The organism is Candidatus Pantoea persica (assembly GCF_013753875.1).
Classification (GTDB): Bacteria; Pseudomonadota; Gammaproteobacteria; order Enterobacterales; family Enterobacteriaceae; genus Pantoea; species Pantoea persica.
Window position 1 is genome coordinate 173,545 of the sequence record NZ_SMDS01000021.1, and the last position, 23,542, is coordinate 197,086.

A 23,542-nucleotide genomic window follows, 5' to 3' on the forward strand; every position below is an offset into this window, starting at 1 on the left:
CATTCTGGCTCAATAAATAACCAAAGGTGGTCATTGATGGCAGTGGAGAAAATTGCGGTAACGTGGGAATCGTTCGATAACGTCATTTTGCCTGTTTATGCACCTTCGCAGTTCGTGCCGGTGAAAGGCAAGGGCAGCCGCGTCTGGGATTAGCAGGGCAAGGAGTATATCGATTTCTCCGGCGGCATCGCGGTCATAGCGCTCGGCCACTGCCATCCGGCGCTGGTGGATGCGCTGAAGAGCCAGTGTGAAACCCTGTGGCACGTCAGCAACGTCTTTACCAACGAGCCTGTACTGCGCTTCGCCAGCAAGCTGATCGCCGCCACCTTTGCCGATCGCGTTTTCTTCGCCAACTCCGGCGCCGAAGCCAACGAGGCCGCCTTTAAGCTGGCGCGCTACTACGCCCGGTAGAGTCGATCCAGGGCGAGGGCGGCGTGACAGATGCCACGCCTGAGTTTATGCAGGGGCTGCGAGCGCTGTGCGATCAATATCAGGCGCTGCTGGTGCTGGATGAGGTGCAGAGCGGTATGGGGCGCAGCGGCAATCTGTTCGCCTGTGAGCACTATGGCGTGACGCCCGATATTCTGACCACCACCAAAGCGCTGGGCGGCGGCTTCCCGGTGAGCGCGATGCTGACCACTGACGATATCGCCTCCACCATGGCGCCAGGGGTGCACGGCACCACCTACGGCGGCAACCCGCTGGCATGCGCAGTGGCGGAAGCGGCGCTGGACGTGATCAATACCCCGAAGGTGCTGGCTGGCGTGCAGAAGCGCCGCGAGCAGTTCGTTGCGACGCTGAAGCCGCAGCACGCCAGCAAGGCGCGCGATATCCTGAACGCGGCGGCGGCAGAGGGGGGGATTGTGCTGGTGGCGGGCACGGACGTGATCCACTTTCCATCACGTTGGTATGCGGGCCAGGCCCATCATACTCCAGGCGCCGCTGGCAGCGCTGCAGCGCGATTTCACACGACTGCAGGTAGCGCTGTACCAGGTTCGGCGTCAGCATGGTATGTTCGTGCGCCAGAATCGTCATGGCGTTGATATGCTCGACGATAAACTGGCTGTGCGTCACCCATAAGCGCATATCCTTCAGGTACTGCGCGTTAAAGCCCGGCTCCTGATCAGACCTCAGCAGCCGTAGCAGCCGCAGCGCATCCTGATAGGTTTCCAGCACGTCGTGGGCGTTCTGCAGCAGCAGGCCGCTTTGCCACTGTGGCCATACAGAATGCTGCCAAAGGCGATCAGGCAGGCCCATCAGCATATCCATCAGGCGCGGCAGCAGAAACTGCGCGCCGTTCAGCGACAGCAGCTGCAGCGAGTAAACCGCCGTGACGGTAAAGCCGATCATCGACCAGCCATAATATTTGCGTGTCACCAAATAACTGAGCAGCGTCACCACCAGTATAAACAGCAGCACCAGCGACTCCGGCACCGCGAAGAGCAGCGAGGCGGCGGCGATCACTAGCCCGGCGAAGGTGCCCAGCGCCCGGTGCTGAATGCGCACCCGCGTGGCGCTATAGCCGTTCTGGCTGACGAACATAATGGTCATCAGGATCCAGTAGGGCTTGGGCATGTTAAACAGCAGCGCCAGCGTGCTGCCGAACATCAGTATCACGGCGAAGTTCGCCGCGGTGCGCAGCGCGGCGGATTTCCGCGACAGGTAGCTGCGCAGTGCCGGCAGCAGCGGCAGGCGGCGCTGGCGGTAGGTCATCAGGTCGTGCGGGTAGAGCGGCTTTTGCGTACGCAGCACGCGCGCGATGCGGCTGAAGTGGTTGTAGCAGAAGTGGCCCACCGGGTTATCAGGGTGCTGGCGGGCGATCTTCTCCAGCGCGCTGAGCGGCTTCTCCATCTCGAAGCGGCTCGGCAGTTGATGATAGATAATGGCGTCGGCCGGCGCGCGCAGCCGCGCCGAGATGATTTTGGCGTTCCAGCGGATTACCGCTTCCGCATGGCTGCGCTCCACCAGCTTCTGCACCTATTCCGGCTGATGCAGGCTGACGGAGATATGCTCCTGCAGATCGAGCGCCACCTGAAAGGCGCGCGTCAGCCGCTTATGGCTGTTGTCTCGGCTGACGGAGAGCATATGCATCTGCTGGTAGCAGGTATTGATCAGATCCACCGCCTTCTGCTGGCACGCTAGCAGCGGCGGTAGCGCCTTTTCCGGATCGGTGAGCTGGGTGAGCAGGGTATATTTCGCGTCGCAGTAGTCCGCCAGCTCGCGGTAGATCAGGCTCCGGGTTTCGCGTATCGGCTGCTCTTTCCACAGCCAGAACCAGTTAAAGATGCCGTGCCAGAGAGCGTGCCGCTGATATAGAGCAGCAGCGATCAGGCTCAGGGTGAAAATCGCCGCCACCAGCGTGCCGGAGAGCATGCGGCCGTGCAGCGGACTGAGCTTTCCGGTGACGCCCAGCAGCAGCGGCACCCCTTTCAGCGTCAGCAGCTGGATCAGAAAGCTGCCGAGGGCGAACAGTGTGCCGCTGACGATCAGCCGTTTAAAGAAGCGTTTGTGCGGCGTATCAAGCCCGCGACGTTGCAGCAGGCGGGCACCAGCGAGAAGAGCAGTCCTTTTTGCAGATCGCCGAACAGCCAGCCGAGCGCCACCGGAATGTAGAACACCAGCGTCTGCTGCAGGGCATAGTTCACTTTGGGGTGATAGATGATTTGACGCCACATCACTTTACGACAAGGATTAACGGCGCGATCGAAGGATCACGCCGTGAGTGAGCGGAAATCAGCGGGTGCCGTAAACGACAATGGTTTTGCCGTGTGCGGAAATCAGGTTCTGGTCTTCCAACATTTTCAAAATGCGGCCCACAGTTTCGCGCGAGCAACCAACGATTTGGCCAATTTCCTGACGAGTAATTTTTATTTGCATGCCGTCGGGATGCGTCATGGCGTCTGGCTGTTTCGCCAGGTTAAGCAGGGTTTGTGCAATACGTCCGGTCACGTCAAGGAAAGCTAAATTGCCCACCTTTTCCGAGGTAACCTGCAAACGGCGCGCCATCTGCGAAGAGAGACGTATTAAAATATCCGGGTTCACCTGGATCAGCTGACGGAATTTCTTGTAGGAAATCTCCGCCACTTCGCACGCGGTTTTGGCGCGTACCCAGGCGCTGCGCTCCTGACCCTCCTCAAACAGACCAAGCTCGCCGATAAAATCACCCTGATTCAGGTAAGAGAGGATCATCTCCTTGCCTTCTTCATCTTTAATCAGTACCGCAACGGAACCTTTCACGATATAGTAGAGGGTTTCAGCCTTCTCACCCTGATGAATCAGCGTACTTTTGGATGGATATTTGTGAATATGGCAATGGGACAGGAACCATTCGAGTGTAGCGTCTGTTTGCGGTTTGCCGAGAACCATTCGCTATTATCCTCTATTGTAATCGTGCCCAAATTGCAGAGCGTTATTCCCTGCTAGGCGATTAAAGCTTCAAGCGTTTCCCCTAAAGGAGATTATTCGGGGGTTATTTTGCGCCAGGCGCGTCATGCATCCCGCCTTCGTCCTAACGAAACTATTTTCAGCACTGTTTATAGCACAGCTTTTGCCGACTGTCTTCTGTTGTTGTCTCGCTTCAGTAAAGGGGGGATTAGTCTGGATTGCTGTTTGCTAGGCGAACGCGTACTCTGGCGGCAAACGGGCTATTCCTGAGGTGAAATATGCAGGCAAGAGTGAAGTGGGTAGAGGGGTTGACCTTTCAGGGCGAGTCGGCGTTAGGGCATCAGATCCTGATGAACGGCAACGCCGGCGACAAGGCACCAAGCCCGATGGAGATGGTGCTGATGGCGGCGGGCGGCTGTAGCACTAGACGTAGTTTCGATTTTGCAAAAAGGGCGTCACGATGTGGCGGACTGCGAAGTGAAGCTGAACTCCGAGCGTCGGGAAGAGGCGCCTGTTTACCCATATCAATCTGCACTTTTTGGTCAGCGGCAAGGCGGTGGCGCGCGCCGTGGAGCTGTCGGCGGAGAAGTATTGCTCGGTGGCGCTGATGCTGGGCAAGAGCGTGGAGATGACCCACAGCTATGAAGTCGCAGAGTGGTAACACGCAGCGTTTCTAGCAAGGCGCCTCGCAGGCAAGAGGGGTCGATGGCATCTCTGCTCGCTTGGCCCGCGCAATTACGGACCTCCTCCCTGAGGTGCGCCCGTTGCCGGGCCAACGCGCGGCAACGGGCAAACACGGTTTGACTGACCTTGGCGCGGTACGCTTTGCTCTTTTGCCCATTTTCCCCGCATGTTGCAGTTATGCGCTGTCTGCTCAGGCGATCTGCTTGCCTTCCATCAGCCGCTGCACCAGCGGCGCCATAATCAGCTCCATCGCCAGCCCCATCTTGCCGCCCGGCACCACCAGCGTATTCATATGGGAGATAAACGATCCCTGCAGCATCGCCAGCAGATAGGGAAAATCGATATTGTCCAGCCCGCGGAAGTGAATCACCACGAAGCTCTCATCCAGCGAGGGAATTTCGCGCGCGGCGAAAGGGTTGGAGGTGTCGACGGTCGGCACGCGCTGAAAGTTGATATGGGTGCGCGAGAACTGCGGCGTAATGAAGTTGATGTAATCCTCCATCGAGCGCACCACCGAATCCATCACCGCTTCGCGCGAGTGGCCGCGCTCGCTGGTGTCGCGCACTAGCTTCTGAATCCACTCCAGGTTGACGATTGGCACGACGCCCACCAGCAGATCGACTTTTTCCGCCACGTTATGCTGCTGCGTCACCACGCTGCCGTGCAGCCCTTCGTAAAACAGCACGTCGGTGTTTTCCGGCAGCGGCTGCCACGGCGTAAAGGTACCGGGCAGCTGATTCCAGGGCACTGCCTCGTCGTAGGTGTGCAGGTATTTGCGCGACTGGCCGGTGCCCGACTGGCCGTAGTCGATAAAGCTCTGCTCCAGCAGGCCGAAATCGTTCGCTTCCGGGCCGAAGTAGCTGATATGGCGGCCCAGATCGCGCGCCTTGCGGATCGCCATATCCATCTCCGGCCGCGTATAGCGGTGGAAGCTGTCGCCCTCCAGCTCGGCGGCGCGCAGATTCAGCTGCTGGAAAATCTTCCGGAACGCCAGGCTGGTGGTGGTAGTGCCCGCTCCGCTGGAGCCGGTCACCGCAATAATCGGGTGTCGTGCTGACATGGTAAAGCTCCCTGTAACGTCGAGCGATAAGCATTGTTAACACGAAACGCGCCGTGGCGCATCAGCCGCGAAATTCGCTGCGCGGCATGATGTTGACGGTTTCGTGTAGTTCCGACCAGACCAGTACGACGTCGCCGCGCCAGCTGACGGCGCAAATCGTCCACTTTTTGCGCCAGCGTGCGCTCCTGCTCGCCGTAGTCGGTGCTTTCGCTCAGCACAAAGGCTTCAACCAGGTTGGTCAAAGTTTCAGGGGCAAGCTGTTACCAGGGATAATCATGATGAAAGCCATTGTGAGAGCCACTGCGGCACACGGCTGCTCCAGCCACATCTGCGGATGACGCAGGGTGCCGCCGACAAAGCCAACGTGTCCGCCATGCGGCGTGAGTTGATAAGTGGTGGTGGCTGAGAGCTGCTCCGGCTGGGGGATCACCTCGTCAGTGATAAAAGGATCGTCTTTTGCGTGGACGATCAGCAAGGGTTTACGCACATTTTTCAGCAGCGGCATGGCGCTGGCGCGGCGGTATTAGTCGCCCGCGTCGAGAAAGCCGTGAGCGCGGGCGGAAATGGCGTCGTCAAATTCGCGAAAGCGGAGCAGCGCCTTCAGCTGCAGCAGATCCACCGGCAGGGTGCCCGGCCAGGCGCGCAGCTTGCGCGCGGCGTTCTTTTTCAGCTGGTCCAGCAGGTAGCGCTGGTAGAAGCGCGAAAAACCCTACTCCAGCTTCAGGCTGCACGGATCCAGCAGCAGCGGCGCAGAGACGATCACCTTGGCGTCGAGCGGCGCTGCTCAGCCTGCCGAGCAGGCAGCCCAGCATATTGCCGCCGAGCGACACGCCTACCGCGGCGGTCGGCGCGTTGCCGAAGCGCCTGCGCAGCCAGTGAAGAAAAAAGGCTGCATCTTCCGTCTCGCCGGAATGATAGATGCGGTGCAGGTGGTTCGGCTCGCCGCCGCAGCCGCGACAGTGCATCACAACGCCAAGCCAGCCTTGCCGCTGGCAGGCGTGCATCAGGCCGTGAGCGTACAGGCTGTGGAAGCTGTCCTCCAGCCAGTGAAACAGCACCACGCGCGGCTTATGGCACGCCTGCTGCGGATCTTCGCTCCAGGCGAGATCGACAAAATCGCCGTCCGACAGGTCGAGGCGCTGCCAGTGCGAACGCAGCAGCAGGCGGCGGCGCACTAGGCGCAGCGGTTGAAAAGGCGCCGACTCGCCAGGCGGAAATTTCATGCCGCAAGGGGTTGTCTGTCGCATATCACGCTGTTAGGTTTGTTGTGAATTGGGGTGAGGAGCACCCGTTCATGGAACTGAGCCTGTTTTTTTCAATGTTAGGTTTTCTCTGGGTCGCTGCCATCACATCATGCCAGGCCCTAATAATATGTTACTCACTGCATCGGGCGCCAATTTCGGCTTCTGGCACAAGCTGCCGCTGATGATCGGCATGCAGGTGATGCTGCTGATGGTGGCCTTTGGCGTCGGCAGCCTGATCCTGCTCCATCCCGCGCTGCACCTGATCCTGAAGATCGCCGGCAGTCTCTATCTGCTCTGGCTGGCCTGGAAGATCACCACTGCCGCCTATGAAAAGCTGGAGACTGGCGAGACGCCGCCAAAACCGATGCCGTTCTGGCAGGCCGGCCTGCGACAGCTTATCAACCCAAAAGCCTAGCTGATGGCGCTGGGCGCGGTGGCGAGTTTTAGCCTCGCGGGCGCGGCCTATCTCTATTCGGTGGTGGCGATAAGCTTCGGCATGTTCCTGGTCAATCTGGTGGCAGGCGTTATCTGGATCGGCTTCGGCGCGCTGATTGGCCGCATTCTGTAGAGCCGTCGCGCCTGGACGATCTTCAATCTGGCAATGGGCCAGCTCACCGCCGCCTGTGTGCTACTGATCTGGCGCTGAGCTAGCTGGAGGCGCGCTCGACGCGCCGCCACGGCAATATTTCCCGCACCACAGGCGCGTTCGGCCGGCGAATGCGCTGCAGCAACAGCTGAACGCTGCGCTCGCCCAGCTGATACATCGGCTGTTCAACGGTGGTCAGCGGTGGATTCAGGCTGCTGGTAAAGGGAATGCCGTCGAATCCCACCACCGCGAGATCTTCCGGCACGCGCAGGCCCGTTTCCAGCGCGGCATGCACCGCGCCGACCGCCAGCACGTCCGATACCGCCAGCACCGCGTCTGGCGGCTCGGCCTGCTGCAGAAGCTGGCGCAGCGCCTAGCTGCCCGCCTCGCGCTGGTGGGAATATAGGTAGTGCATGTCACTGTTGATCAACCCAATCCGCCGCCGCCCTCTGTCCGCCAGGTAGCGCACCGTGTCCCGCGCCGCGCCTCAGTTGTCGAGCGACACCGAGGAGGCGGGGATTGCGGGATCGTACTCTGCGCACTGCAACCCAAGGCGCGTCGCCGATGATCGCAGCAATCTCCTGCAGCGCCGCGGCGGCATCCATGGTAATGACCCCATCCACCACTTTGCCGGTCAGCAGGCTCAGATAGGCGGATTCGCGCCGCAGCTGGGAGGCGGAGTTGCACAGCAAGATATGGTAGCCCTGCGCTTCAGCTTCCGCCTCGATGCCCTGCACCACGCGCGATCAGAAGGGATTGGTGATATCGGAGATCAGCACCAGCAGTATATGGCTCTGGGCGGTGCGCAGCTGGCGCGCCAGCAGATTTGGCTGGTAATCGCTGGCGGAGATGGCCGCCAGCACTTTGTCGCGCGTATCGGCCTTTACGCCAGGATGGTCATTAAGCACACGAGAGACCGTAGCTTTAGAGACGCCAGCAGCAGCGCGACCTTCTCAATAGAGTTGCCGCATACCTTTCTCGCGGGTTAAAAATGGACCTTTAAATAGCACAGCGGCTGTGTGAGCGCCTGACAATTTATCTGAATTGCCGCGTTTCGCTGATCACGTTCTGCGCATCAGCTTTGCTGAGATGATCTAAGAACGTCTGTTTATTAAGAATAATTTTTAATTCCTTTATGAAATCATCGCTGTTGGCGACACTGCGCCCACTATCAGCATCCAGACGGAGTGCAAAATCATGGCAGCAAAGGGACGTTTAACAATTTTAGCCGCAGGACTGTCGCTGCTGGTGCTTCAGGCGCAGGCGGTGAACGTGACGGTGGCTTACCAGACCTCCGCCGAACCGGCAAAAGTCGCGCAGGCGGACAACACCTTCGTGAAAGAGAGCGGAGCCACTGTCGACTGGCGTAAGTTCGACAGCGGCGCCGGGGTGCTGCGCGCGCTGGCGTCGGGCGACATGCAGATTGGCAATACCGGCTCCAGCCCGCTGGCGGTTGCTGCTACGCAGCAGCTGCCGATTGAGGCTTTCCTGCTGGCGTCGCAGCTCGGCAACTCCGAGGCGCTGGTGGTGAAAAAAAGCATCAGCGGCTCGAAATATCTGATCGGCAAACGTATCGCCGTCTCCTTTATTTCCACCACCCACTACAGCTTGCTGGCGGCGCTGAAGCACTGGGGCATTAAGCCGACCGAGGTGCAGCTGCTAAACCTGCAGCCGCCGGCGATTATCGCCGCCTGGCAGCGCAGCGATATCGACGGCGCCTACGTCTGGGCGCCCGCCGTTAACGCGCTGGAGAAAGAGGGTAAAGTGCTGACCAACTTGTCGCAGGTGGGGCAGTGGGGCTCGCCGACCCTCGACGTCTGGGTGGCGCGCGAAGATTTCGCGCAGGCGCATCCAAGTGGTGACCGCTTTCGCCTGCAGCACGCTCGAGGCACAGAAGCCCTACCTCGACAATCCCGAACAGTGGCTGAAGCAGCCGGATAACCTGAGTAAGCTGTCGCGCCTGAGCGGCGTGCCGGAGGCGCAGGTGTCCGGCAACACCTATCTCACGGCGCAGCAGAAGATTGAGCAGCTGGGCAAGCCGGTGAATAAAGCGATCGTCGATACGGCGATCTTCCTGAAAGAGCAGGGCAAAGTGCCGCAGGCGAACGCCGATTACAGCGCGTTCGTCACCAGCCGATTCGTCGAGCCGTTAGCGAAACCCTGAGGAGAACGCCATGCTGCGCATCGCTTATCTTAACGCGCGTTATGCCGACCGCCCGGTGCTGCAGGACATTAACCTGCAGATCGACAAGGGCGAACTGCTGGTGGCGCTCGGCCCGTCGGGCTGCGGTAAAACCACGCTGCTGAACCTGATCGCCGGCTTTTTGCCGGTCGAATCCGGCAGCATTACGCTGGACGGCCAAGCGATCAGCGGGCCGGGCGCGGAGCGCGGCGTGGTGTTTCAGCATGAAGGGCTGCTGCCGTGGCGCAACGTGCTGAATAACGTCGCCTTTGGCCAGATCGCCGGCATGGCGCGCGGCGAGCGCAACCGCATCGCACGGCGGCTGATTAAAAAGGTGGGGCTGGAAGGGGCGGAGAACCGTCCCATCTGGCAGCTCTCCGGCGGCCAGCGCCAGCGCGTCGGCATCGCCCGCGCTCTGGCGGCGGATCCGCGACTGCTGCTACTTGACGAGCCGTTGGGCACGCTGGACGCCTTTACCCGCGAACAGATGCAGACGCTGCTGCTGCTGCTGTGGCGCGACAGCGGCAAGCAAATCTTTCTGATTACGCACGATATTGAAGAGGCGATCTTCCTCGCCAGCGAGCTGCTGCTGCTTTCGCTGGGGCCGGGTGGAGCGGCTGTCGCTCGATTTCGGTCAGCGCTTTGCCGCCGGCGAACCCTGCCGCGCCATCAAATCCGATCTCGCCTTTATTGCGCAGTGCGAGTATGTGCTGAGCCGGGTTTTCGAACAGCGGGAGGCCTTTGCATGAGCGCGGTGATCAACGATAAAACCACGGCGGCGCGGCAGCGGCTGCTGATCGCCGGTCCGCAGGGCTTTATGGACGCCACGCTGTGGCAGCATCTTGCCGCCAGCCTGACTCGCATGCTGGTCGCGCTGGTCGCCGCGGCGGTCATCGGCATTCCAGTCGGCATCTCGATAGGTCTGAGCCCGGCGGTGCGCGGCCTGCTCGATCCGCTGATTGAGCTTTACCGACCCGTGCCGCCGCTCGCCTATCTACTGCTGATGGTGATCTGGTTCGGCATCGGCGAGACCTCGAAGATTCTGCTGATCTATCTGGCGATTTTCGCGCCGGTGACGCTGTCAACCTTGGCGGGCGTGCGCAATACGCAACAGGTGCGCCTTTGCGCCGCGCAGTCGCTAGGCGCCAGCCGCTGGCAGCTGCTGCGCTGGGTGATCCTGCCCGGCGCGCTGCCGGAGATCCTGACCGGTCTGCGCATCGGGCTGGGCGTCGACTGGTCGACGCTGGTGGCGGCGGAGCTGATCGCCGCCACGCGCGGGCTAGGCTTTATGGTGCAGTCGGCGGGCGAATTTCTGGCGACCGACGTGGTGCTGGCGGGTATCGCGGTGATCGCGCTGATTGCCTTTATCTTAGAACTGGGGCTGCGCGCCCTGCAGCGTCGACTGACGCCCTAGAATGGAGAACATGCATGAACGAAAAGCTGAACATCGCCGCGCTCGGCCCTTACATCGGCGCGCAGGTATCGAATCTCGATTTAACCCGGCCACTGAGCGACGCCCAGTTCGAACAGCTCTATCACGCGCTGCTGCGCCATCAGGTGCTGTTTCTGCGTAACCAGCCGATTACGCCGCACCAGCAGCGTGCGCTGGCGTCGCGCTTCGGCGACCTGCACATCCATCCAGTTTATCCGCACGCTGAGGGCGTGGAGGAGATTATCGTGCTGGATACCCATCAGGACAATCCGCCGGACAACGACAACTGGCACACCGACGTGACCTTTATCGAGACGCCGCCGGCGGTGGCGATTCTGGCGTCGAAGCTGCTGCCTGAGTCAGGCGGCGATACTCTGTGGGCAAGCGGCATCGCCGCCTGGGAGACGCTGTCGGCGCCGATCAAAACCCTGCTGGAAGGGCTGCACGCCGAGCATGATTTTAAGAAGTCGTTTCAGGAGTATAAATATCGCCGCAACGAAGAGGATCATCAGCGCTGGCAGCAGGCGGTGACGAAGCATCCGCCGGTGCAGCATCCAGTGGTCCGCACCCATCCGGTGAGCGGACGCAAAGCGCTGTTCGTTAACGAGGGGTTTACGACGCGCATCGTCGAGCTGAGCGAGAAAGAGAGCGACGCCGTGCTGGCGCTGCTCTACGCGCACGCCACGAAGCTGGAGTTTCAGGTGCGCTGGCGCTGGCAGCCGAACGACGTGGCGATCTGGGATAACCGCGTGACGCAGCACTATGCGAATGCGGATTATTACCCAGCAAGGCGGGTGATGCAGCGGGCGACGGTGCTGGGGGATCGGCCTTTTTAAAACGTCCGTACCGTGCTGCGACGGTGTTGCTCCGCCGCCCCATAATGCTCACATACATTAGTATGCTCTGCTTATGGCGCGGCTGACGCCTTGTCTCGCGCCGGTATGATCGTTTCAAGTCCGCTGTAAACGGCGAACGGCTGGCGAAAGGCTGGAAGCCAAAGTGTAGCCTTTCGTCAGGAGGTGAGCATTGCCTCCAGCTGTTCCTGGGCATCCAGCCACGCCATCTCAACCCCTCTAGCGCCGCCTTGCTCTCCGCCTGACGCTGTAGCGCGGTGGTCAGATCCGCCTTGCGGCTAGGATCGTAGATGTCACCGTCGGTAAGCTGCGCTTCCGCGTCGGAGAACAGGCTCTGCCACTTCGCCATCTGCTTCTCCAGCTTCCCAATTTCTTTGCGCAGCGGCTGCGTCTGGGCGCGCAGCTCGGCGTCGCGGCGCTTCTGATCTTTGCGCGCCTGGGCGCTGTTACCGTTATCCTGCTTCGGCGCGGCGTCCGCCTGTGCCTGCTGCTTCTGCAGATCGCTCAGCCACTGCTGGAAGTCTTCCAGATCGCCTGGGAACGCATCGACCTTGCCGTCATGCACCAAATAGAGATCGTCGGTGGTGGCGCGCAGCAGATGACGATCGTGAGACACCACCACCAGCGCGCCGTCACCTCGCTGACTTTGTCGCCCTGGAAGCCGAAGCCGCCGAGATAGTCGCGCAGCTGCTGCTCCAGCACCTTCGGCGCGATGCGCGTAAGATGCTGCAGCGGCGACTCGTCGCTGCGCAGGTACTCCAGCTGATTCTGGGCGAAGTAGCCGAGCTTAACGCCCTTCGCCAGCCCGACGTCGCCGACCAGCGGCGTCAGCTCGCCCGCCAGCAGCTTGATCAGCGTCGATTTGTCCGTGCCGTTGCGGCCCAGCAGACCGATGCGCGAGCCCGGTACCAGATTGAGCTTGATGGCGTCGAAAATAATGCGTTCGCCGTAGCCGGCGGTGACCTTCTCCATCTTCAGCAGCGGGTTCGGCAGGCTTTCCGGCGCGCGGAAGCTAAAGGGGTTATCGACGTGCGCCGGCGCGATGGTCTCCATGCGCTCCAGCATCTTGATGCGGCTCTGCGCCTGCTTCGCCTTGGAGGCCTTGCGCGGAAGCAGTCGATATAGCTTTGCAGATGCGCCACTTTCTCCTACTGGCTTTCAAACAGCGCCTGCTGCTGCGCCAGCTTGGCGACGTGCTTCCGCTCGAAAGAAGAGTCGTTGCCGGCATATTCGAACAGGCTTTCCTGCTCGATATGAATGATTTTGTCCACCACCGGATCATCGAAGAAGTCGCGGTCGTGCGAGATCAGAATCAGCGTGCCTTCGTAACTCTTCAGCCAGCGCTCCAGCCAGATCACCGCGTCGAGATCGAGGTGGTTGGTGGGTTCGTCGAGCACCAGCAGCAGATCCGACCGGCACACCAGCGCCTGCGCAAGGTTAAGGCGCAGGCGCCAGCCGTCGGAAAAGTTGCTGACCGGACGATTCAGCTACTCTTGGCTGAAGCCGCGGTCTTGCAGCAGGCCGGCGGCGCGCGCATGAACGCGCCACGCCTGTATCGCATCGAGCTCCAGCGCCGCTTTGCTCAGCGCCAGGGTCTCCTGATTGACCCTGGCGAGCGCCCAGTTTGCGGGAAAGGTGACGCCGCCCACGTCGCTGCTGATCTCGCCTTTCAGCAGCGACAGCAGGGTCGATTTGCCGCAGCCGTTTTTCCCCACCAGACCGACCTTTTGACCGGGATTGATGGTTGCGGAAGCGTTATCAAGCAGCACGCGAACGCCGCGGCGGATTTGCAGTGAAGTGAGGAGAAGACAATCATAAGCGCCGTATCGTCAGAATATGTTAATTTACACCCAATATAATTAGAGGGTGACGCGTCGAGCATGGTAGCGGAAAACCGCCGCTATGACGACTTTTTGGAAGAGGATAACTGTGTTGCAGCCCGCAAAGGTTTTGCTGCTATACGCGCATCTGGAAACGAAGGATTCCATCGCGAATCGCGTTCTGCTACAGTCGGTGCAGCGTCAGGAAAATGTCACCGTGCACGATCTGTATGTGTACTACCCCGATTTTTTATTGATATTCACCATGAACAGCAGCTGCTGCGCGAGCATCAGGTGATCGTGTTTCAGCATCTGCTCTATGCCTACCGCTGCCCGGCGCTGCTGAAAGAGTGACTGGATCGCGTGCTGTCGCGCGGCTTCGCCAACGGCGTCGATGGCAATGCGCTGGAAGGAAAATACTGGCGCAGCGTGGTCACCACCGGCGAGCCGGAGACCGCCTACCATCAGGACGGCCTCAACCGCTACACGATGGCGGACATCATGCGTCTGTTCGAACTGATCGCGCAGATGTGCCGCATATACTGGATGACGCCGATGTGTGCCTACTGGGCGCGGCGTCAGCCCAAAGAGGTAATGCGCCACTTCGCCCGCGCCTATGGCGAGTGGCTGACGGCGCTGCTGCCGAACGGAGGTCTTTGATGGAAGGACAAACGCTACTGACCGCAGGCGTGATTTACTTGGCGGCGGCGGTGCTGATTGTGCCTGTCGCCGCGCGTCTAGGCATTGGCGCGGTGCTGGGCTACCTGCTGGCCGGCATCGTCATCGGCCCTTGGGGTCTGAGCTTTGTCAGCGACGTTGATAAGATCCTGCATTTCTCCGAGCTGGGCGTAGTGTTCCTGATGTTCATCAGGCCTGGAGCTGAACCCGGCGAAGCTGTGGGCGCTGCGCCGCTCGATTTTCGGCGTCGGCACGGCACAGGTGATTATTTCCGCTGGCATTCTCGGCGCACTGCTCTGGTGGAGCGACTTTAGCTGGCAGGCGGCGGTCATCGGCGGCATCGGGCTGGCCATGTCCTCGACCACAATGGCGCTGCAGCTGATGCGCGACAAAGGCATGAACCGCAGTGAAGCGGGGCAGCTCGGCTTTTCGGTGCTGCTATTCTAGGATCTCGCGGTTATTCCGGTGCTGGCGCTGGTGCCGCTGCTGGCGGGCAGCGACAGTGGCAATATCGACTGGATGACGCTCGGCATGAAGGTGCTGGCGTTCGCCGGCATGCTGGTGGGCGGACGCTATCTGCTGCGGCCGATTTTATGTTTTATCGCCTCGTCCGGCGTGCGCGGGGTCTTTACCGCCGCTGCGCTGGCGCTGGGCTCGGCGCTGTTTATGGACGCGCTTGGCCTATCGATGGCGCTCGGCACCTTTATCTATCGCTGGCATCCTGCTGGCGGAGAGCGAATATCGCCATGAGCTGGAAGTCGCCATAGATCCGTTTAAAGGTCTGCTGCTCGGGCTGTTCTTTATCTCTGTCGGCATGGTGCTCAATCTCGGCGTGCTTTATACCCATATTCTGGAGATCCTGCTCGGCGTTCTGCTGCTGGTGACGTTGAAAACCCTGGTGCTCTATGTGCTGGCACGTATTTACGGCCTGCGCAGCTCTGAACGTCAGCAGTTCGCCGGCGTGCTGAGCCAGGGCGGGGAGTTCGCCTTCGTGCTCTTCTTCTCCGCGGCATTGGCTCGGCTTTTCGCCGGCGATCAGCTGCTGCTGGTGACGATGACCCTGTCGATGATGACGACGCCGCTGTTGATGCAGGCGATCGATAAGCTACTGGCGCGTCGCTTCAACGAGCCTGACGACGATGGTGAAAAGCCGTTTGTGGAAAATGACCAGCCGCAGGTGATCGTGGTGGGCTTCGGCCGCATGGGGCAGGTGGTCGGCCGCCTGCTGATGGCTAATAATAGAAGGATCACGGTGCTGGAGCGCGACATCAGCGCGGTGAGCCTGATGCGCAAGTACGGCTATAAGATTTACTATGGAGATGCCACCGAGCTGGAACTGCTGCGCGCCGCCGGCGCGGCGAGCGCCCAGTCGATCGTCATTACCTGCAACGAGCCGGAAGATACCATGGCGATCGTCCATCTCTGTCAGCAGCACTTTCCGCAGCTAAAGATCGTGGCGCGGACGCGTCGAGGCGCACGAGCTGCTGCTGGCGGGCGTGTCGCAGTTCTCGCGCGAAACCTTCTCCAGCGCGCTGGAGCTGGGACGCAAGGCGCTGATTTCCGTCGCGGCATGTATCCGCATCAGGCGCAGCGCGCGCAGCTGCATTTCCGCCGGCTCGATATGCGCATGCTGCGCGAACTGATGCCTAACCATGGAGATAACGTGCAGATTTCACGCGTGTGCGAGGCGAGACGCGAGCTGGAGGACATTTTCCAGCGCGAAATGCAGCGTGAAAAACGCCAGTTTGACGACTGGGATGAAGATCTGTAACGGCAACACGGGTTAATCAAGATGCGTAAACGTTTTATTGCTGGTGCAGTTTGTCCGCACTGTCATAAGAAAGACACGCTGGCGCTGTGGCGTGAGAACAACGTCGACGTGGTGGAGTGCGCGGCGTGTGGGCACCAGATGCGCGAGGCGGATAAGCAGGTTCGCGATCAGGTTTGCAGTCAGGAGCAAGTGATCTGTATTTTCCATCCCGAGTAGCGAAATGCCGCAGCTTTTTTACGCTTAAACTTACAGCGGGATTGAATTCCGATACAATCGGCGCCACTAACGCTAAGGTTAAACGCGTTGCGAATACGCGGCCTCAGTCCCGAACCTTTCTGGTTGGTGTTATTGCACGCAAGAATAGACCAATGAGACGGGATCTCAGCTCTCAACGGTTAGGATATATCATGAAAGTAGCAAAAGACCTGGTGGTGAGCCTTGCCTATCAGGTACGTACAGAAGATGGTGTATTGGTTGACGAGTCACCGGTGAGTGCACCGTTAGACTATCTGCACGGTCATGGTTCCCTGATTTCTGGTCTGGAAAAAGTGCTGGAAAATCACGACGTCGGCGACAAGTTTGACGTGCATATCCCAGCCAACGACGCTTACGGCCAGTATGATGACAACCTGGTGCAGCGCGTGCCGAAAGACGTCTTTATGGGCGTTGACGAACTGCAGGTCGGTATGCGTTTCCTGGCGGAAACCGATCAGGGCCCGGTACCGGTTGAAATCACCGAAGTGGAAGACGATCACGTTGTAGTCGACGGTAACCACATGCTGGCGGGCCAGAACCTGAACTTCAACGTCGAAGTGGTCGCTATTCGCGAAGCCACGGCTGACGAACTGGCGCACGGCCACGTACATGGTGCCGACGGCCATCATCACGACCACGGCAACGGCTGTTGCGGCTGCAACCACTAAGCCATCCAGATTTCAAAGGCCACCTCCGCAGGTGGCTTTTTTTTTGCCTTTACGATCGAAGAATGCGCGAGCAAGCGGTGAGGCAAGGCGCCAGGAAGCAGGAAGCAGGAAGCAGGAGAGCGGAGCATACCGCGGTATGTAAGTATCTCACGCTGACGCAGCAACGCAGCAACGCAGCAACGCAGCAACGCAGCAACGCAGCATCGGCGCTGCGCAGCCATTCTGCAAAAAGATCAGTAATGCGGAGGCGGCGTCTCTTCTGACTGCGACGCCACCATCGACGGCGCCGCCGCCTTCAGCTTATCCAGCAGCAGACGCTGCTGCTCGCGCATCTTCGCCATCTCCAGCTCGTGCTGCACCACCGTTTGGTTCAGCTGGTCGATGGTCAGCTCCTGAAAGGCCAACTTGCTTTCCAGCGCTTCAAGCCGTTGTTCCCACTCTGATTGTTGCATGACCTCTCCTTATAGTTCGACACTGCGGATCTCGCATCAGGCGCTGATTCTACGGTTTCCCCGGTTAGAATCACCTGATTTCTTTGCCGTTTCGTCTGTCGGGGGTTGAATACCGCCTGTTGCAGCATCATCTCTAATGAAACTTCCTGATGCAAAAAAGGTCGGAGGAGAACCGGGTAATTACGCTGCGGGAGTATTCGCCGCTACCGCGTACCGTTATAGTGTGGAACTTTAGTCCGCAATAATTCCCGAGGTAAAAAGCTTCGGTTTTGGAGAAAGGATGAAAGTACTGTTTAACGTCAAAATTTTAGCTACCACCATGGCCATCGCGCTGAACGCGCCGCTGGCGATGGCTGCCGAAGCGACCGCAGCCCCTGCTGCGACCAATGCGGCACCGCAGGTACCGAAAAATGCGGCCTTCAAAAATGAAGACCAGCAGTCAGTCTATGCGCTGGGCGCCTCGCTTGGTCGCTACATGGAAAACTCCCTGAAGGAAAAGGAGAAACTAGGCATCAAGCTGGATAAGGAACAGCTGATTGCGGGCGTTCAGGACGCGTTTGACGGCAAGAGCAAACTGTCCGACCAGGATATTGAGCAGACCCTGCAAGCCTTCGAAAGCAGCATGAAAGGCGCTGTGCATGCAAAGATGGAAAAGGACGCGAAAGAGAATGCTGATAAAGGCAGCGCGTTCGCCGACGAATTCGCCAAAGAGAACGGCGTGAAGAAAACCGAATCGGGCCTGCTGTATAAAGTAGAGAAAGAGGGCAGCGGCGACGCGCCGAAAGACAGCGATACCGTAGTGGTGAACTACAAGGGCACGCTGATCGACGGCACCGAGTTCGACAACTCCTATACGCGCGGCGAGCCACTCTCTTTCCGTCTTGGCGGCGTTATCCCGGGCTGGACCGAAGGTCTGAAGCACGTGAAGAAAGGCGGCAAGATTAAGCTAGTGATCCCACCGCAGCTGGCCTACGGTAAAAACGGCGTGCCGGGCATTCCGGCCAACTCTACGCTAGTGTTCGACGTCGAGCTGCTCGACATCAAGCCATCCCCGAAAGCCAATGAGAAAGCGCAGGCGCCTGCCGCCGACGCGAAGAAATCTCAGTAAGCTGTTCTCCGCCGCCTTCGGGCGGCGGTTTGATTTCTGGCGAACGACAAAGCTCTGGCATAAGCGTGCGACATTTGCCAGACTATCCGCTGCACAACTTTCCCACTCAAAGAGTCTGCCCGCTGCGCTGAGACAGGCTCCAGCCATTTAGGGTAATGCCTTCGATGTCAAATCCATTCAATCCCGGCGAACTGAGCGACTTCGATTTACTGGAGCAGCGTCCGTTTGAGCAGACGGACTACGATATTCTCAAATCCTATGAAGCGGTGGTCGATGGGCTGGCGATGCTGATCGGTTCGCACTGCGAAATCGTGCTGCACTCGATTGAGGATCTGAAATGTTCGGCGGTGCGCATTGCCAACGGCGAGCATACCGGCCGTAAAGTGGGATCGCCGATTACCGATCTGGCGCTGCGTATGCTGCACTACATGCACGGCGCGGACAGCAACGTCTCCCGCGCCTACTTTACCCGAGCGAAAAGCGGCGTGCTGATGAAGTCGGTCACTATCGCCATTCGCAATCGGCAGCAGCGCGTCATCGGCTTGCTGTGCATCAACATGAACCTCGATGTGCCGTTTTCGCAGATTATGTCGACCTTTATGCCGCCGGAGATGCATCAGGTCGATTCCAACGTAAACTTCGCCAGCTCGGTGGAGGATCTGGTAACCCAGACGCTGGAGTTCACCATTGAGGATGTGGGGGCCGACCGCAACGTCTCGAACAACGCCAAAAACCGTCAGGTAGTGCTGAATCTGTATGAGAAGGGGATCTTCGATATCAAAGACGCCATCAATCAGGTAGCGGATCGCCTTAATATCTCCAAGCACACGGTTTATCTCTATATTCGCCAGTTCAAGAACGGCGACTTTCAGGGACAGGATCGCTGATGCGCTACACGCTGCTGGTGACCGGTCCCGCCTACGGCACGCAACAGGCGAGCAGTGCGCTACTGTTCGCCCGCGCGCTGATTGCCGCTGGCCATCAGCTGGAGAGCGTTTTCTTCTATCGCGAAGGCGTGCTGAACGCTAACGCGCTGACCGCGCCGGCCAGCGATGAGGCGGATATTGTGCGCGCCTGGCAGGCGCTGCATCATGAGGAGCAGAACATGGCGCTAAATATTTGCGTGGCCGCCGCGCTGCGGCGCGGCGTCGCCGATGAACAGGAGGCGGAGCGGCTGCAGCTGACGGGCAATAATCTGCAGGCCGGTTTTGAACTCAGCGGTCTAGGCGCGCTGGCGGAAGCAGCGCTCGGCTGCGATCGTCTGGTGCAATTTTAATGAATCGTGTCGCCTTTGTTTTTACCCGCGCGCCATACGGCAGCAGCGCCGGCCGCGAAGGGCTCGACGCCGCGCTGGCGACCGGCGCGCTGAGCGAGTCCATCGGGCTCTTCTTTATTGGCGACGGCGTGTTGCAGCTGATGCCCGACCAGCAGCCGGAAACGATTCTGGCGCGCAACCACGCCGCGACCTTCGGCGTGTTGGCGCTGTATGATATCGAGCAGTGCTTCGTCAGCCGCGAGGCGCTACGCGAGCGCGGCCTGGCGGAAGAGGGCGTGCGCGTGCTGGATGTCGGCATACTCGACGCGGCGGCGCTGCGCCAGCAGCTTGCGACCTACGATCGCATCATCACTTTTTAAGAGCGGTTATGCTGCATACTCTGATGCATTCACCCTATTACAGCGATCTCGACAGCCTGCTGCAGTTGCTGAACGAGGAAGACGATCTGCTGCTGCTGCAGGATGGCGTGCTGGGTGCACTTGAGGGCAGCCAGGTTCTCAACCGTCTGCTGGCCTCGCCCGCGACCCTGTGGGTACTGACGGAAGACGTGACCGCTCGTGGCCTCTCTGCTCAAATTTCAACCAAAGTAATGCCAGTGGACTATACTGGTTTCGTCACGCTTACTGAAAAACATCAGCAGCAGATGACTTGGTAGCGACGTAAAGCCTGGTTATTTCTTGACACCCTAATTGGCTAAGCCCTAAAATTCTGCATCCTCGTAGTTATACGGGGCGATTTATTGCGTGTTTACGAAGCAAAAGCAAATCCAGGAGCTATTTAATGGCAACAGTTAACCAGCTGGTTCGCAAACCACGCGTACGCAAAGTTGCAAAGAGCAACGTGCCTGCGCTGGAGGCTTGCCCGCAAAAACGTGGTGTTTGTTCTCGTGTGTACACCACTACCCCGAAAAAACCGAACTCAGCACTGCGTAAAGTTTGCCGTGTTCGTCTGACTAACGGTTTTGAAGTCACCTCCTACATCGGCGGTGAAGGTCATAACCTGCAGGAGCACTCCGTGATCCTGATCCGTGGCGGTCGTGTTAAGGACCTGCCAGGTGTGCGTTACCACACCGTTCGTGGCGCGCTGGACTGCTCAGGTGTTAAAGACCGTAAGCAGGCTCGCTCCAAGTACGGCGTGAAGAAGCCAAAGGCTTAATGGTTCTCCGTTAAGTAAGGCCAAACGTTTTAACTTAAAATGTCAAACTAAACTCGTAGAGTTTTGGGCAATCCTGAATTAACAACGGAGTATTTCCATGCCACGTCGTCGCGTAATTGGTCAGCGTAAAATTCTGCCGGATCCTAAGTTCGGATCAGAGCTGCTGGCTAAATTTGTAAATATCCTGATGGTAGATGGTAAAAAATATACTGCTGAATCAATTGTTTATACTGCGCTCGAGACCCTGGCTCAGCGTTCTGGTAAAAACGAGCTGGAAGCCTTTGAAGTAGCCCTCGAAAACGTACGTCCGACTGTCGAAGTTAAGTCACGTCGCGTTGGTGGTTCTACCTATCAGGTACCAGTTGAAGTCCGTCCGGTTCGTCGTAATGCCTTGGCAATGCGCTGGATCGTAGAAGCTGCTCGTAAACGCGGTGATAAATCTATGGCTCTCCGCCTGGCGAACGAACTTTCTGACGCTGCAGAAAACAAAGGTACTGCAGTCAAGAAACGTGAAGAAGTTCACCGTATGGCTGAAGCTAACAAGGCGTTCGCTCACTACCGCTGGTAATCGGCAAGTAGTTGTTGTTAAACCAGCGGGCGTGCAAAATGCTAACCCGCTGGGTTCGACTAATTTTGAACGTCTGAGAATCAGAGGAATCAAATGGCTCGTACAACACCCATCGCGCGCTACCGTAACATTGGTATCAGCGCACACATCGATGCCGGTAAGACCACGACTACCGAGCGTATCCTGTTCTACACCGGTGTTAACCATAAGATCGGTGAAGTGCATGATGGCGCAGCGACCATGGACTGGATGAAGCAGGAGCAGGAGCGCGGTATCACCATCACCTCTGCAGCAACCACCGCATTCTGGTCTGGTATGGCTAAGCAGTTTGAGCCGTACCGTATCAACATCATCGACACCCCGGGGCACGTTGACTTCACCATCGAAGTTGAACGTTCTATGCGTGTGCTCGACGGCGCAGTAATGGTTTACTGTGCAGTAGGTGGTGTGCAGCCGCAGTCTGAGACCGTATGGCGTCAGGCGAACAAATATAAAGTTCCGCGTATCGCGTTCGTTAACAAAATGGACCGTATGGGCGCGAACTTCCTGAAAGTTGTTGGTCAGATCGAATCTCGTCTGGGCGCGACTCCGGTTCCGCTGCAGCTGGCTATCGGCGCAGAAGAGAACTTCACCGGCGTCGTTGACCTGATCAAAATGAAAGCCATCAACTGGAACGATGCTGACCAGGGCGTTACCTTCGTTTACGAAGACATCCCGGCAGACATGCAGGAATTGGCTGAAGAGTGGCGCGGCAAGCTGATCGAAGCAGCAGCAGAAGCTTCTGAAGAGCTGATGGAGAAATTCTTCATCGGCGAAGAGCTGAGCGAAGAAGAGATCAAAACCGCTCTGCGTCAGCGCGTACTGCGCAACGAAATTATCCTGGTTACCTGTGGTTCTGCGTTCAAGAACAAAGGTGTTCAGGCAATGCTGGATGCCGTAGTTGAATACCTGCCGGCACCGACTGACGTTCCTGCCATCAACGGTATGCTGGACGACGGTAAAGACACGCCTGCTGAGCGTCATGCTGACGACAGCGAGCCGTTCTCTGCGCTGGCGTTCAAAATCGCCAACGACCCGTTCGTGGGCAACCTGACCTTCTTCCGCGTTTACTCTGGTGTGGTTAACTCTGGTGACACCGTACTGAACTCAGTGAAATCCGCACGTGAGCGCTTCGGTCGTATCGTTCAGATGCATGCGAACAAACGTGAAGAGATCAGCGAAGTTCGCGCAGGCGACATCGCAGCAGCGATCGGTCTGAAAGACGTTATTACAGGTGATACCCTGTGCGATCCGAGCAACCCGATCATCCTGGAACGTATGGAGTTCCCGGAGCCGGTTATCTCTATCGCCGTTGAGCCGAAAACCAAAGCTGACCAGGAAAAAATGGGTCTTGCTCTGGGCCGTCTGGCTAAAGAAGACCCGTCATTCCGCGTATGGACTGACGACGAGTCTAACCAGACCATCATCGCCGGTATGGGTGAGCTGCACCTCGACATCATCGTTGACCGAATGAAGCGCGAGTTCAACGTTGAAGCGAACGTGGGCAAACCGCAGGTAGCTTACCGCGAAGCGATTCGCTCTAAAGTTACCGACATCGAAGGTAAACACGCTAAGCAGTCTGGTGGTCGCGGTCAGTATGGTCATGTTGTTATCGACATGTACCCGCTGGAGCCGGGTTCCAACCCGAAAGGCTACGAATTTGTTAACGACATCAAAGGCGGTGTGATTCCTGGCGAATACATCCCTGCGGTTGACAAAGGCATCCAGGAACAGCTGAAGTCTGGCCCGCTGGCGGGTTACCCGGTTGTTGATCTAGGCGTGCGTCTGCACTTCGGGTCTTACCATGACGTGGACTCCTCGGAGCTGGCGTTTAAACTGGCCGCTTCTATCGCCTTTAAAGATGGCTTTAAGAAAGCGCAGCCGGTACTGCTTGAGCCGATCATGAAGGTTGAAGTTGAGACCCCGGAAGAAAACACCGGTGACGTCATCGGTGACCTGAGCCGTCGTCGTGGTATGCTGAAAGGGCAGGAATCTAACGCGACTGGCGTGCAGATTCATGCTGAAGTTCCGCTGTCTGAAATGTTCGGATACGCGACGCAGTTGCGTTCTCTGACTAAAGGCCGAGCTTCTTACTCCATGGAGTTCCTGAAGTACGATGATGCGCCGAACAACGTCGCTCAGGCCGTTATTGAAGCTCGTAGCAAATAAGCTACGATTTAAAAATTGTGAACAGATGCCTTCATCAATGATGAAGGCATAACGTAAGGATTATCGCCATGGCGAAAGAGCAATTTCAACGTAACAAACTGCACATAAACGTGGGCACCATCGGTCACGTTGACCACGGTAAAACCACCCTGACTGC

At 58.5% G+C, this 23,542-nt stretch carries 15 protein-coding genes and 13 pseudogenes; 20 read left to right on the forward strand and 8 right to left on the reverse strand.

The features are described 5' to 3' along the window. Positions 1-36: 36 nt before the first annotated feature. A pseudogene (locus EIO60_RS14490) lies at positions 37-959 on the forward strand (aminotransferase class III-fold pyridoxal phosphate-dependent enzyme); the annotation flags it as partial. On the opposite strand, the pseudogene EIO60_RS14495 reads toward EIO60_RS14490, so the two are convergent. Next, positions 892-2,675, reverse strand: a pseudogene (locus tag EIO60_RS14495) (FUSC family membrane protein); the annotation flags it as partial. The pseudogenes EIO60_RS14490 and EIO60_RS14495 sit on opposite strands and share 68 nt — an antisense overlap. Before the next feature lie 58 nt (positions 2,676-2,733). Next, a complete protein-coding gene (gene crp / locus EIO60_RS14500; protein ID WP_258577202.1) occupies positions 2,734-3,366 on the reverse strand; it encodes a cAMP-activated global transcriptional regulator CRP in 633 nt (210 codons plus the stop codon). 296 nt (positions 3,367-3,662) lie between these two features. Between crp and EIO60_RS14505 the strand changes: the two are divergent. Further along, positions 3,663-4,045, forward strand: a pseudogene (locus EIO60_RS14505) (OsmC family protein). 213 nt (positions 4,046-4,258) lie between these two features. Here EIO60_RS14505 and EIO60_RS14510 read toward each other — a convergent pair. The 3 genes and pseudogenes from EIO60_RS14510 to EIO60_RS14520 form a co-directional block, all read right to left on the reverse strand. Continuing rightward, on the reverse strand, positions 4,259-5,128 hold the full coding sequence (locus EIO60_RS14510; RefSeq protein WP_258577203.1) for a phosphoribulokinase: 870 nt from the start codon (positions 5,126-5,128) through the stop codon (positions 4,259-4,261). 61 nt (positions 5,129-5,189) lie between these two features. Beyond that, positions 5,190-5,370, reverse strand: a pseudogene (locus tag EIO60_RS14515) (YheU family protein). Between the two features lie 31 nt (positions 5,371-5,401). After that, a pseudogene (locus EIO60_RS14520) lies at positions 5,402-6,375 on the reverse strand (hydrolase). 47 nt (positions 6,376-6,422) lie between these two features. Between EIO60_RS14520 and EIO60_RS14525 the strand changes: the two are divergent. Beyond that, a pseudogene (locus tag EIO60_RS14525) lies at positions 6,423-7,018 on the forward strand (LysE family translocator). Position 7,019: 1 nt separating this feature from the next. Here the strand turns inward: EIO60_RS14525 and EIO60_RS14530 are convergent. Continuing rightward, positions 7,020-7,916 (reverse strand): annotated as a pseudogene (locus EIO60_RS14530) (LacI family DNA-binding transcriptional regulator). Between the two features lie 239 nt (positions 7,917-8,155). Here EIO60_RS14530 and tauA point away from each other — a divergent pair. The 4 genes and pseudogenes from tauA (at position 8,156) to tauD (ending at position 11,408) form a co-directional block, all read left to right on the forward strand. Further along, positions 8,156-9,122: pseudogene (tauA, locus tag EIO60_RS14535) on the forward strand (taurine ABC transporter substrate-binding protein). Positions 9,123-9,132: 10 nt separating this feature from the next. Next, positions 9,133-9,889: pseudogene (gene tauB / locus EIO60_RS16975) on the forward strand (taurine ABC transporter ATP-binding subunit). 41 nt (positions 9,890-9,930) lie between these two features. Next, positions 9,931-10,554, forward strand: a pseudogene (gene tauC, locus EIO60_RS14545) (taurine ABC transporter permease TauC); the annotation flags it as partial. A 14-nt stretch (positions 10,555-10,568) separates the two neighbouring features. Continuing rightward, a complete protein-coding gene (tauD, locus tag EIO60_RS14550; RefSeq protein ID WP_258577204.1) occupies positions 10,569-11,408 on the forward strand; it encodes a taurine dioxygenase in 840 nt (279 codons plus the stop codon). A 176-nt stretch (positions 11,409-11,584) separates the two neighbouring features. On the opposite strand, the pseudogene EIO60_RS14555 reads toward tauD, so the two are convergent. Then, positions 11,585-13,219 (reverse strand): annotated as a pseudogene (locus EIO60_RS14555) (ATP-binding cassette domain-containing protein). 136 nt (positions 13,220-13,355) lie between these two features. Between EIO60_RS14555 and kefG the strand changes: the two are divergent. The 4 genes and pseudogenes from kefG (at position 13,356) to slyD (ending at position 16,618) form a co-directional block, all read left to right on the forward strand. Then, a pseudogene (kefG, locus tag EIO60_RS14560) lies at positions 13,356-13,906 on the forward strand (glutathione-regulated potassium-efflux system ancillary protein KefG). Next, positions 13,906-15,695: pseudogene (gene kefB / locus EIO60_RS14565) on the forward strand (glutathione-regulated potassium-efflux system protein KefB). Before kefG ends, kefB begins: the two co-directional pseudogenes overlap by 1 nt. A 21-nt stretch (positions 15,696-15,716) precedes the next feature. Continuing rightward, entirely contained in the window at positions 15,717-15,911 is a 195-nt protein-coding gene (locus EIO60_RS14570) for a YheV family putative zinc ribbon protein (RefSeq protein WP_258577205.1), read from the forward strand. A 191-nt stretch (positions 15,912-16,102) separates the two neighbouring features. Then, a complete protein-coding gene (slyD, locus tag EIO60_RS14575) occupies positions 16,103-16,618 on the forward strand; it encodes a peptidylprolyl isomerase (protein WP_258577206.1) in 516 nt (171 codons plus the stop codon). A 233-nt stretch (positions 16,619-16,851) separates the two neighbouring features. Here slyD and EIO60_RS14580 read toward each other — a convergent pair whose 3' ends face one another. Then, a complete protein-coding gene (locus EIO60_RS14580; RefSeq protein ID WP_033753004.1) occupies positions 16,852-17,070 on the reverse strand; it encodes a SlyX family protein in 219 nt (72 codons plus the stop codon). A 280-nt stretch (positions 17,071-17,350) separates the two neighbouring features. On the opposite strand from EIO60_RS14580, the gene fkpA reads away from it, so the two are divergent. From fkpA to EIO60_RS14625, 9 genes are all read left to right on the forward strand, one after another. Beyond that, positions 17,351-18,178: an FKBP-type peptidyl-prolyl cis-trans isomerase gene (fkpA, locus tag EIO60_RS14585; protein ID WP_258577207.1), complete on the forward strand. Its 828-nt coding sequence runs from the start codon at positions 17,351-17,353 to the stop codon at positions 18,176-18,178. Between the two features lie 164 nt (positions 18,179-18,342). Next, positions 18,343-19,065 carry a helix-turn-helix transcriptional regulator gene (locus tag EIO60_RS14590; RefSeq protein ID WP_258577208.1) on the forward strand — a complete coding sequence of 241 codons (723 nt, stop codon included), beginning with the start codon at positions 18,343-18,345 and terminating at the stop codon, positions 19,063-19,065. Next, positions 19,065-19,454 (forward strand): sulfurtransferase complex subunit TusD, encoded by a 390-nt coding sequence (gene tusD, locus EIO60_RS14595; RefSeq protein WP_258577209.1) that lies wholly within the window; start codon positions 19,065-19,067, stop codon positions 19,452-19,454. The genes EIO60_RS14590 and tusD overlap by 1 nt, the downstream gene beginning before the upstream one ends. Continuing rightward, positions 19,454-19,813 carry a sulfurtransferase complex subunit TusC gene (gene tusC / locus EIO60_RS14600; RefSeq protein ID WP_258577210.1) on the forward strand — a complete coding sequence of 120 codons (360 nt, stop codon included), beginning with the start codon at positions 19,454-19,456 and terminating at the stop codon, positions 19,811-19,813. Before tusD ends, tusC begins: the two co-directional genes overlap by 1 nt. An 8-nt stretch (positions 19,814-19,821) precedes the next feature. After that, positions 19,822-20,109 (forward strand): sulfurtransferase complex subunit TusB, encoded by a 288-nt coding sequence (gene tusB / locus EIO60_RS14605; protein WP_258577211.1) that lies wholly within the window; start codon positions 19,822-19,824, stop codon positions 20,107-20,109. Positions 20,110-20,234: 125 nt separating this feature from the next. Beyond that, positions 20,235-20,609: a 30S ribosomal protein S12 gene (gene rpsL, locus EIO60_RS14610; protein WP_258577212.1), complete on the forward strand. Its 375-nt coding sequence runs from the start codon at positions 20,235-20,237 to the stop codon at positions 20,607-20,609. Between the two features lie 97 nt (positions 20,610-20,706). Next, positions 20,707-21,177 carry a 30S ribosomal protein S7 gene (rpsG, locus tag EIO60_RS14615; protein ID WP_258577213.1) on the forward strand — a complete coding sequence of 157 codons (471 nt, stop codon included), beginning with the start codon at positions 20,707-20,709 and terminating at the stop codon, positions 21,175-21,177. Positions 21,178-21,270: 93 nt separating this feature from the next. Continuing rightward, entirely contained in the window at positions 21,271-23,385 is a 2,115-nt protein-coding gene (gene fusA / locus EIO60_RS14620) for an elongation factor G (protein WP_258577214.1), read from the forward strand. A 68-nt stretch (positions 23,386-23,453) separates the two neighbouring features. Next, positions 23,454-23,542 (forward strand): GTP-binding protein (locus EIO60_RS14625; protein WP_258577221.1); only part of this gene is annotated, 89 nt, incomplete at its 3' end.

Bases quoted from the DNA above. Each gene is read 5' to 3' on its own strand.
- crp (WP_258577202.1), bottom strand. From the start codon at position 3,366: ATGGTTCTCGGCAAACCGCAAACAGACGCTACACTCGAATGGTTCCTG.
- EIO60_RS14510 (WP_258577203.1), bottom strand. From the start codon at position 5,128: ATGTCAGCACGACACCCGATTATTGCGGTGACCGGCTCCAGCGGAGCG.
- tauD (WP_258577204.1), top strand. From the start codon at position 10,569: ATGAACGAAAAGCTGAACATCGCCGCGCTCGGCCCTTACATCGGCGCG.
- EIO60_RS14570 (WP_258577205.1), top strand. From the start codon at position 15,717: ATGCGTAAACGTTTTATTGCTGGTGCAGTTTGTCCGCACTGTCATAAG.
- slyD (WP_258577206.1), top strand. From the start codon at position 16,103: ATGAAAGTAGCAAAAGACCTGGTGGTGAGCCTTGCCTATCAGGTACGT.
- EIO60_RS14580 (WP_033753004.1), bottom strand. From the start codon at position 17,070: ATGCAACAATCAGAGTGGGAACAACGGCTTGAAGCGCTGGAAAGCAAG.
- fkpA (WP_258577207.1), top strand. From the start codon at position 17,351: ATGAAAGTACTGTTTAACGTCAAAATTTTAGCTACCACCATGGCCATC.
- EIO60_RS14590 (WP_258577208.1), top strand. From the start codon at position 18,343: ATGTCAAATCCATTCAATCCCGGCGAACTGAGCGACTTCGATTTACTG.
- tusD (WP_258577209.1), top strand. From the start codon at position 19,065: ATGCGCTACACGCTGCTGGTGACCGGTCCCGCCTACGGCACGCAACAG.
- tusC (WP_258577210.1), top strand. From the start codon at position 19,454: ATGAATCGTGTCGCCTTTGTTTTTACCCGCGCGCCATACGGCAGCAGC.
- tusB (WP_258577211.1), top strand. From the start codon at position 19,822: ATGCTGCATACTCTGATGCATTCACCCTATTACAGCGATCTCGACAGC.
- rpsL (WP_258577212.1), top strand. From the start codon at position 20,235: ATGGCAACAGTTAACCAGCTGGTTCGCAAACCACGCGTACGCAAAGTT.
- rpsG (WP_258577213.1), top strand. From the start codon at position 20,707: ATGCCACGTCGTCGCGTAATTGGTCAGCGTAAAATTCTGCCGGATCCT.
- fusA (WP_258577214.1), top strand. From the start codon at position 21,271: ATGGCTCGTACAACACCCATCGCGCGCTACCGTAACATTGGTATCAGC.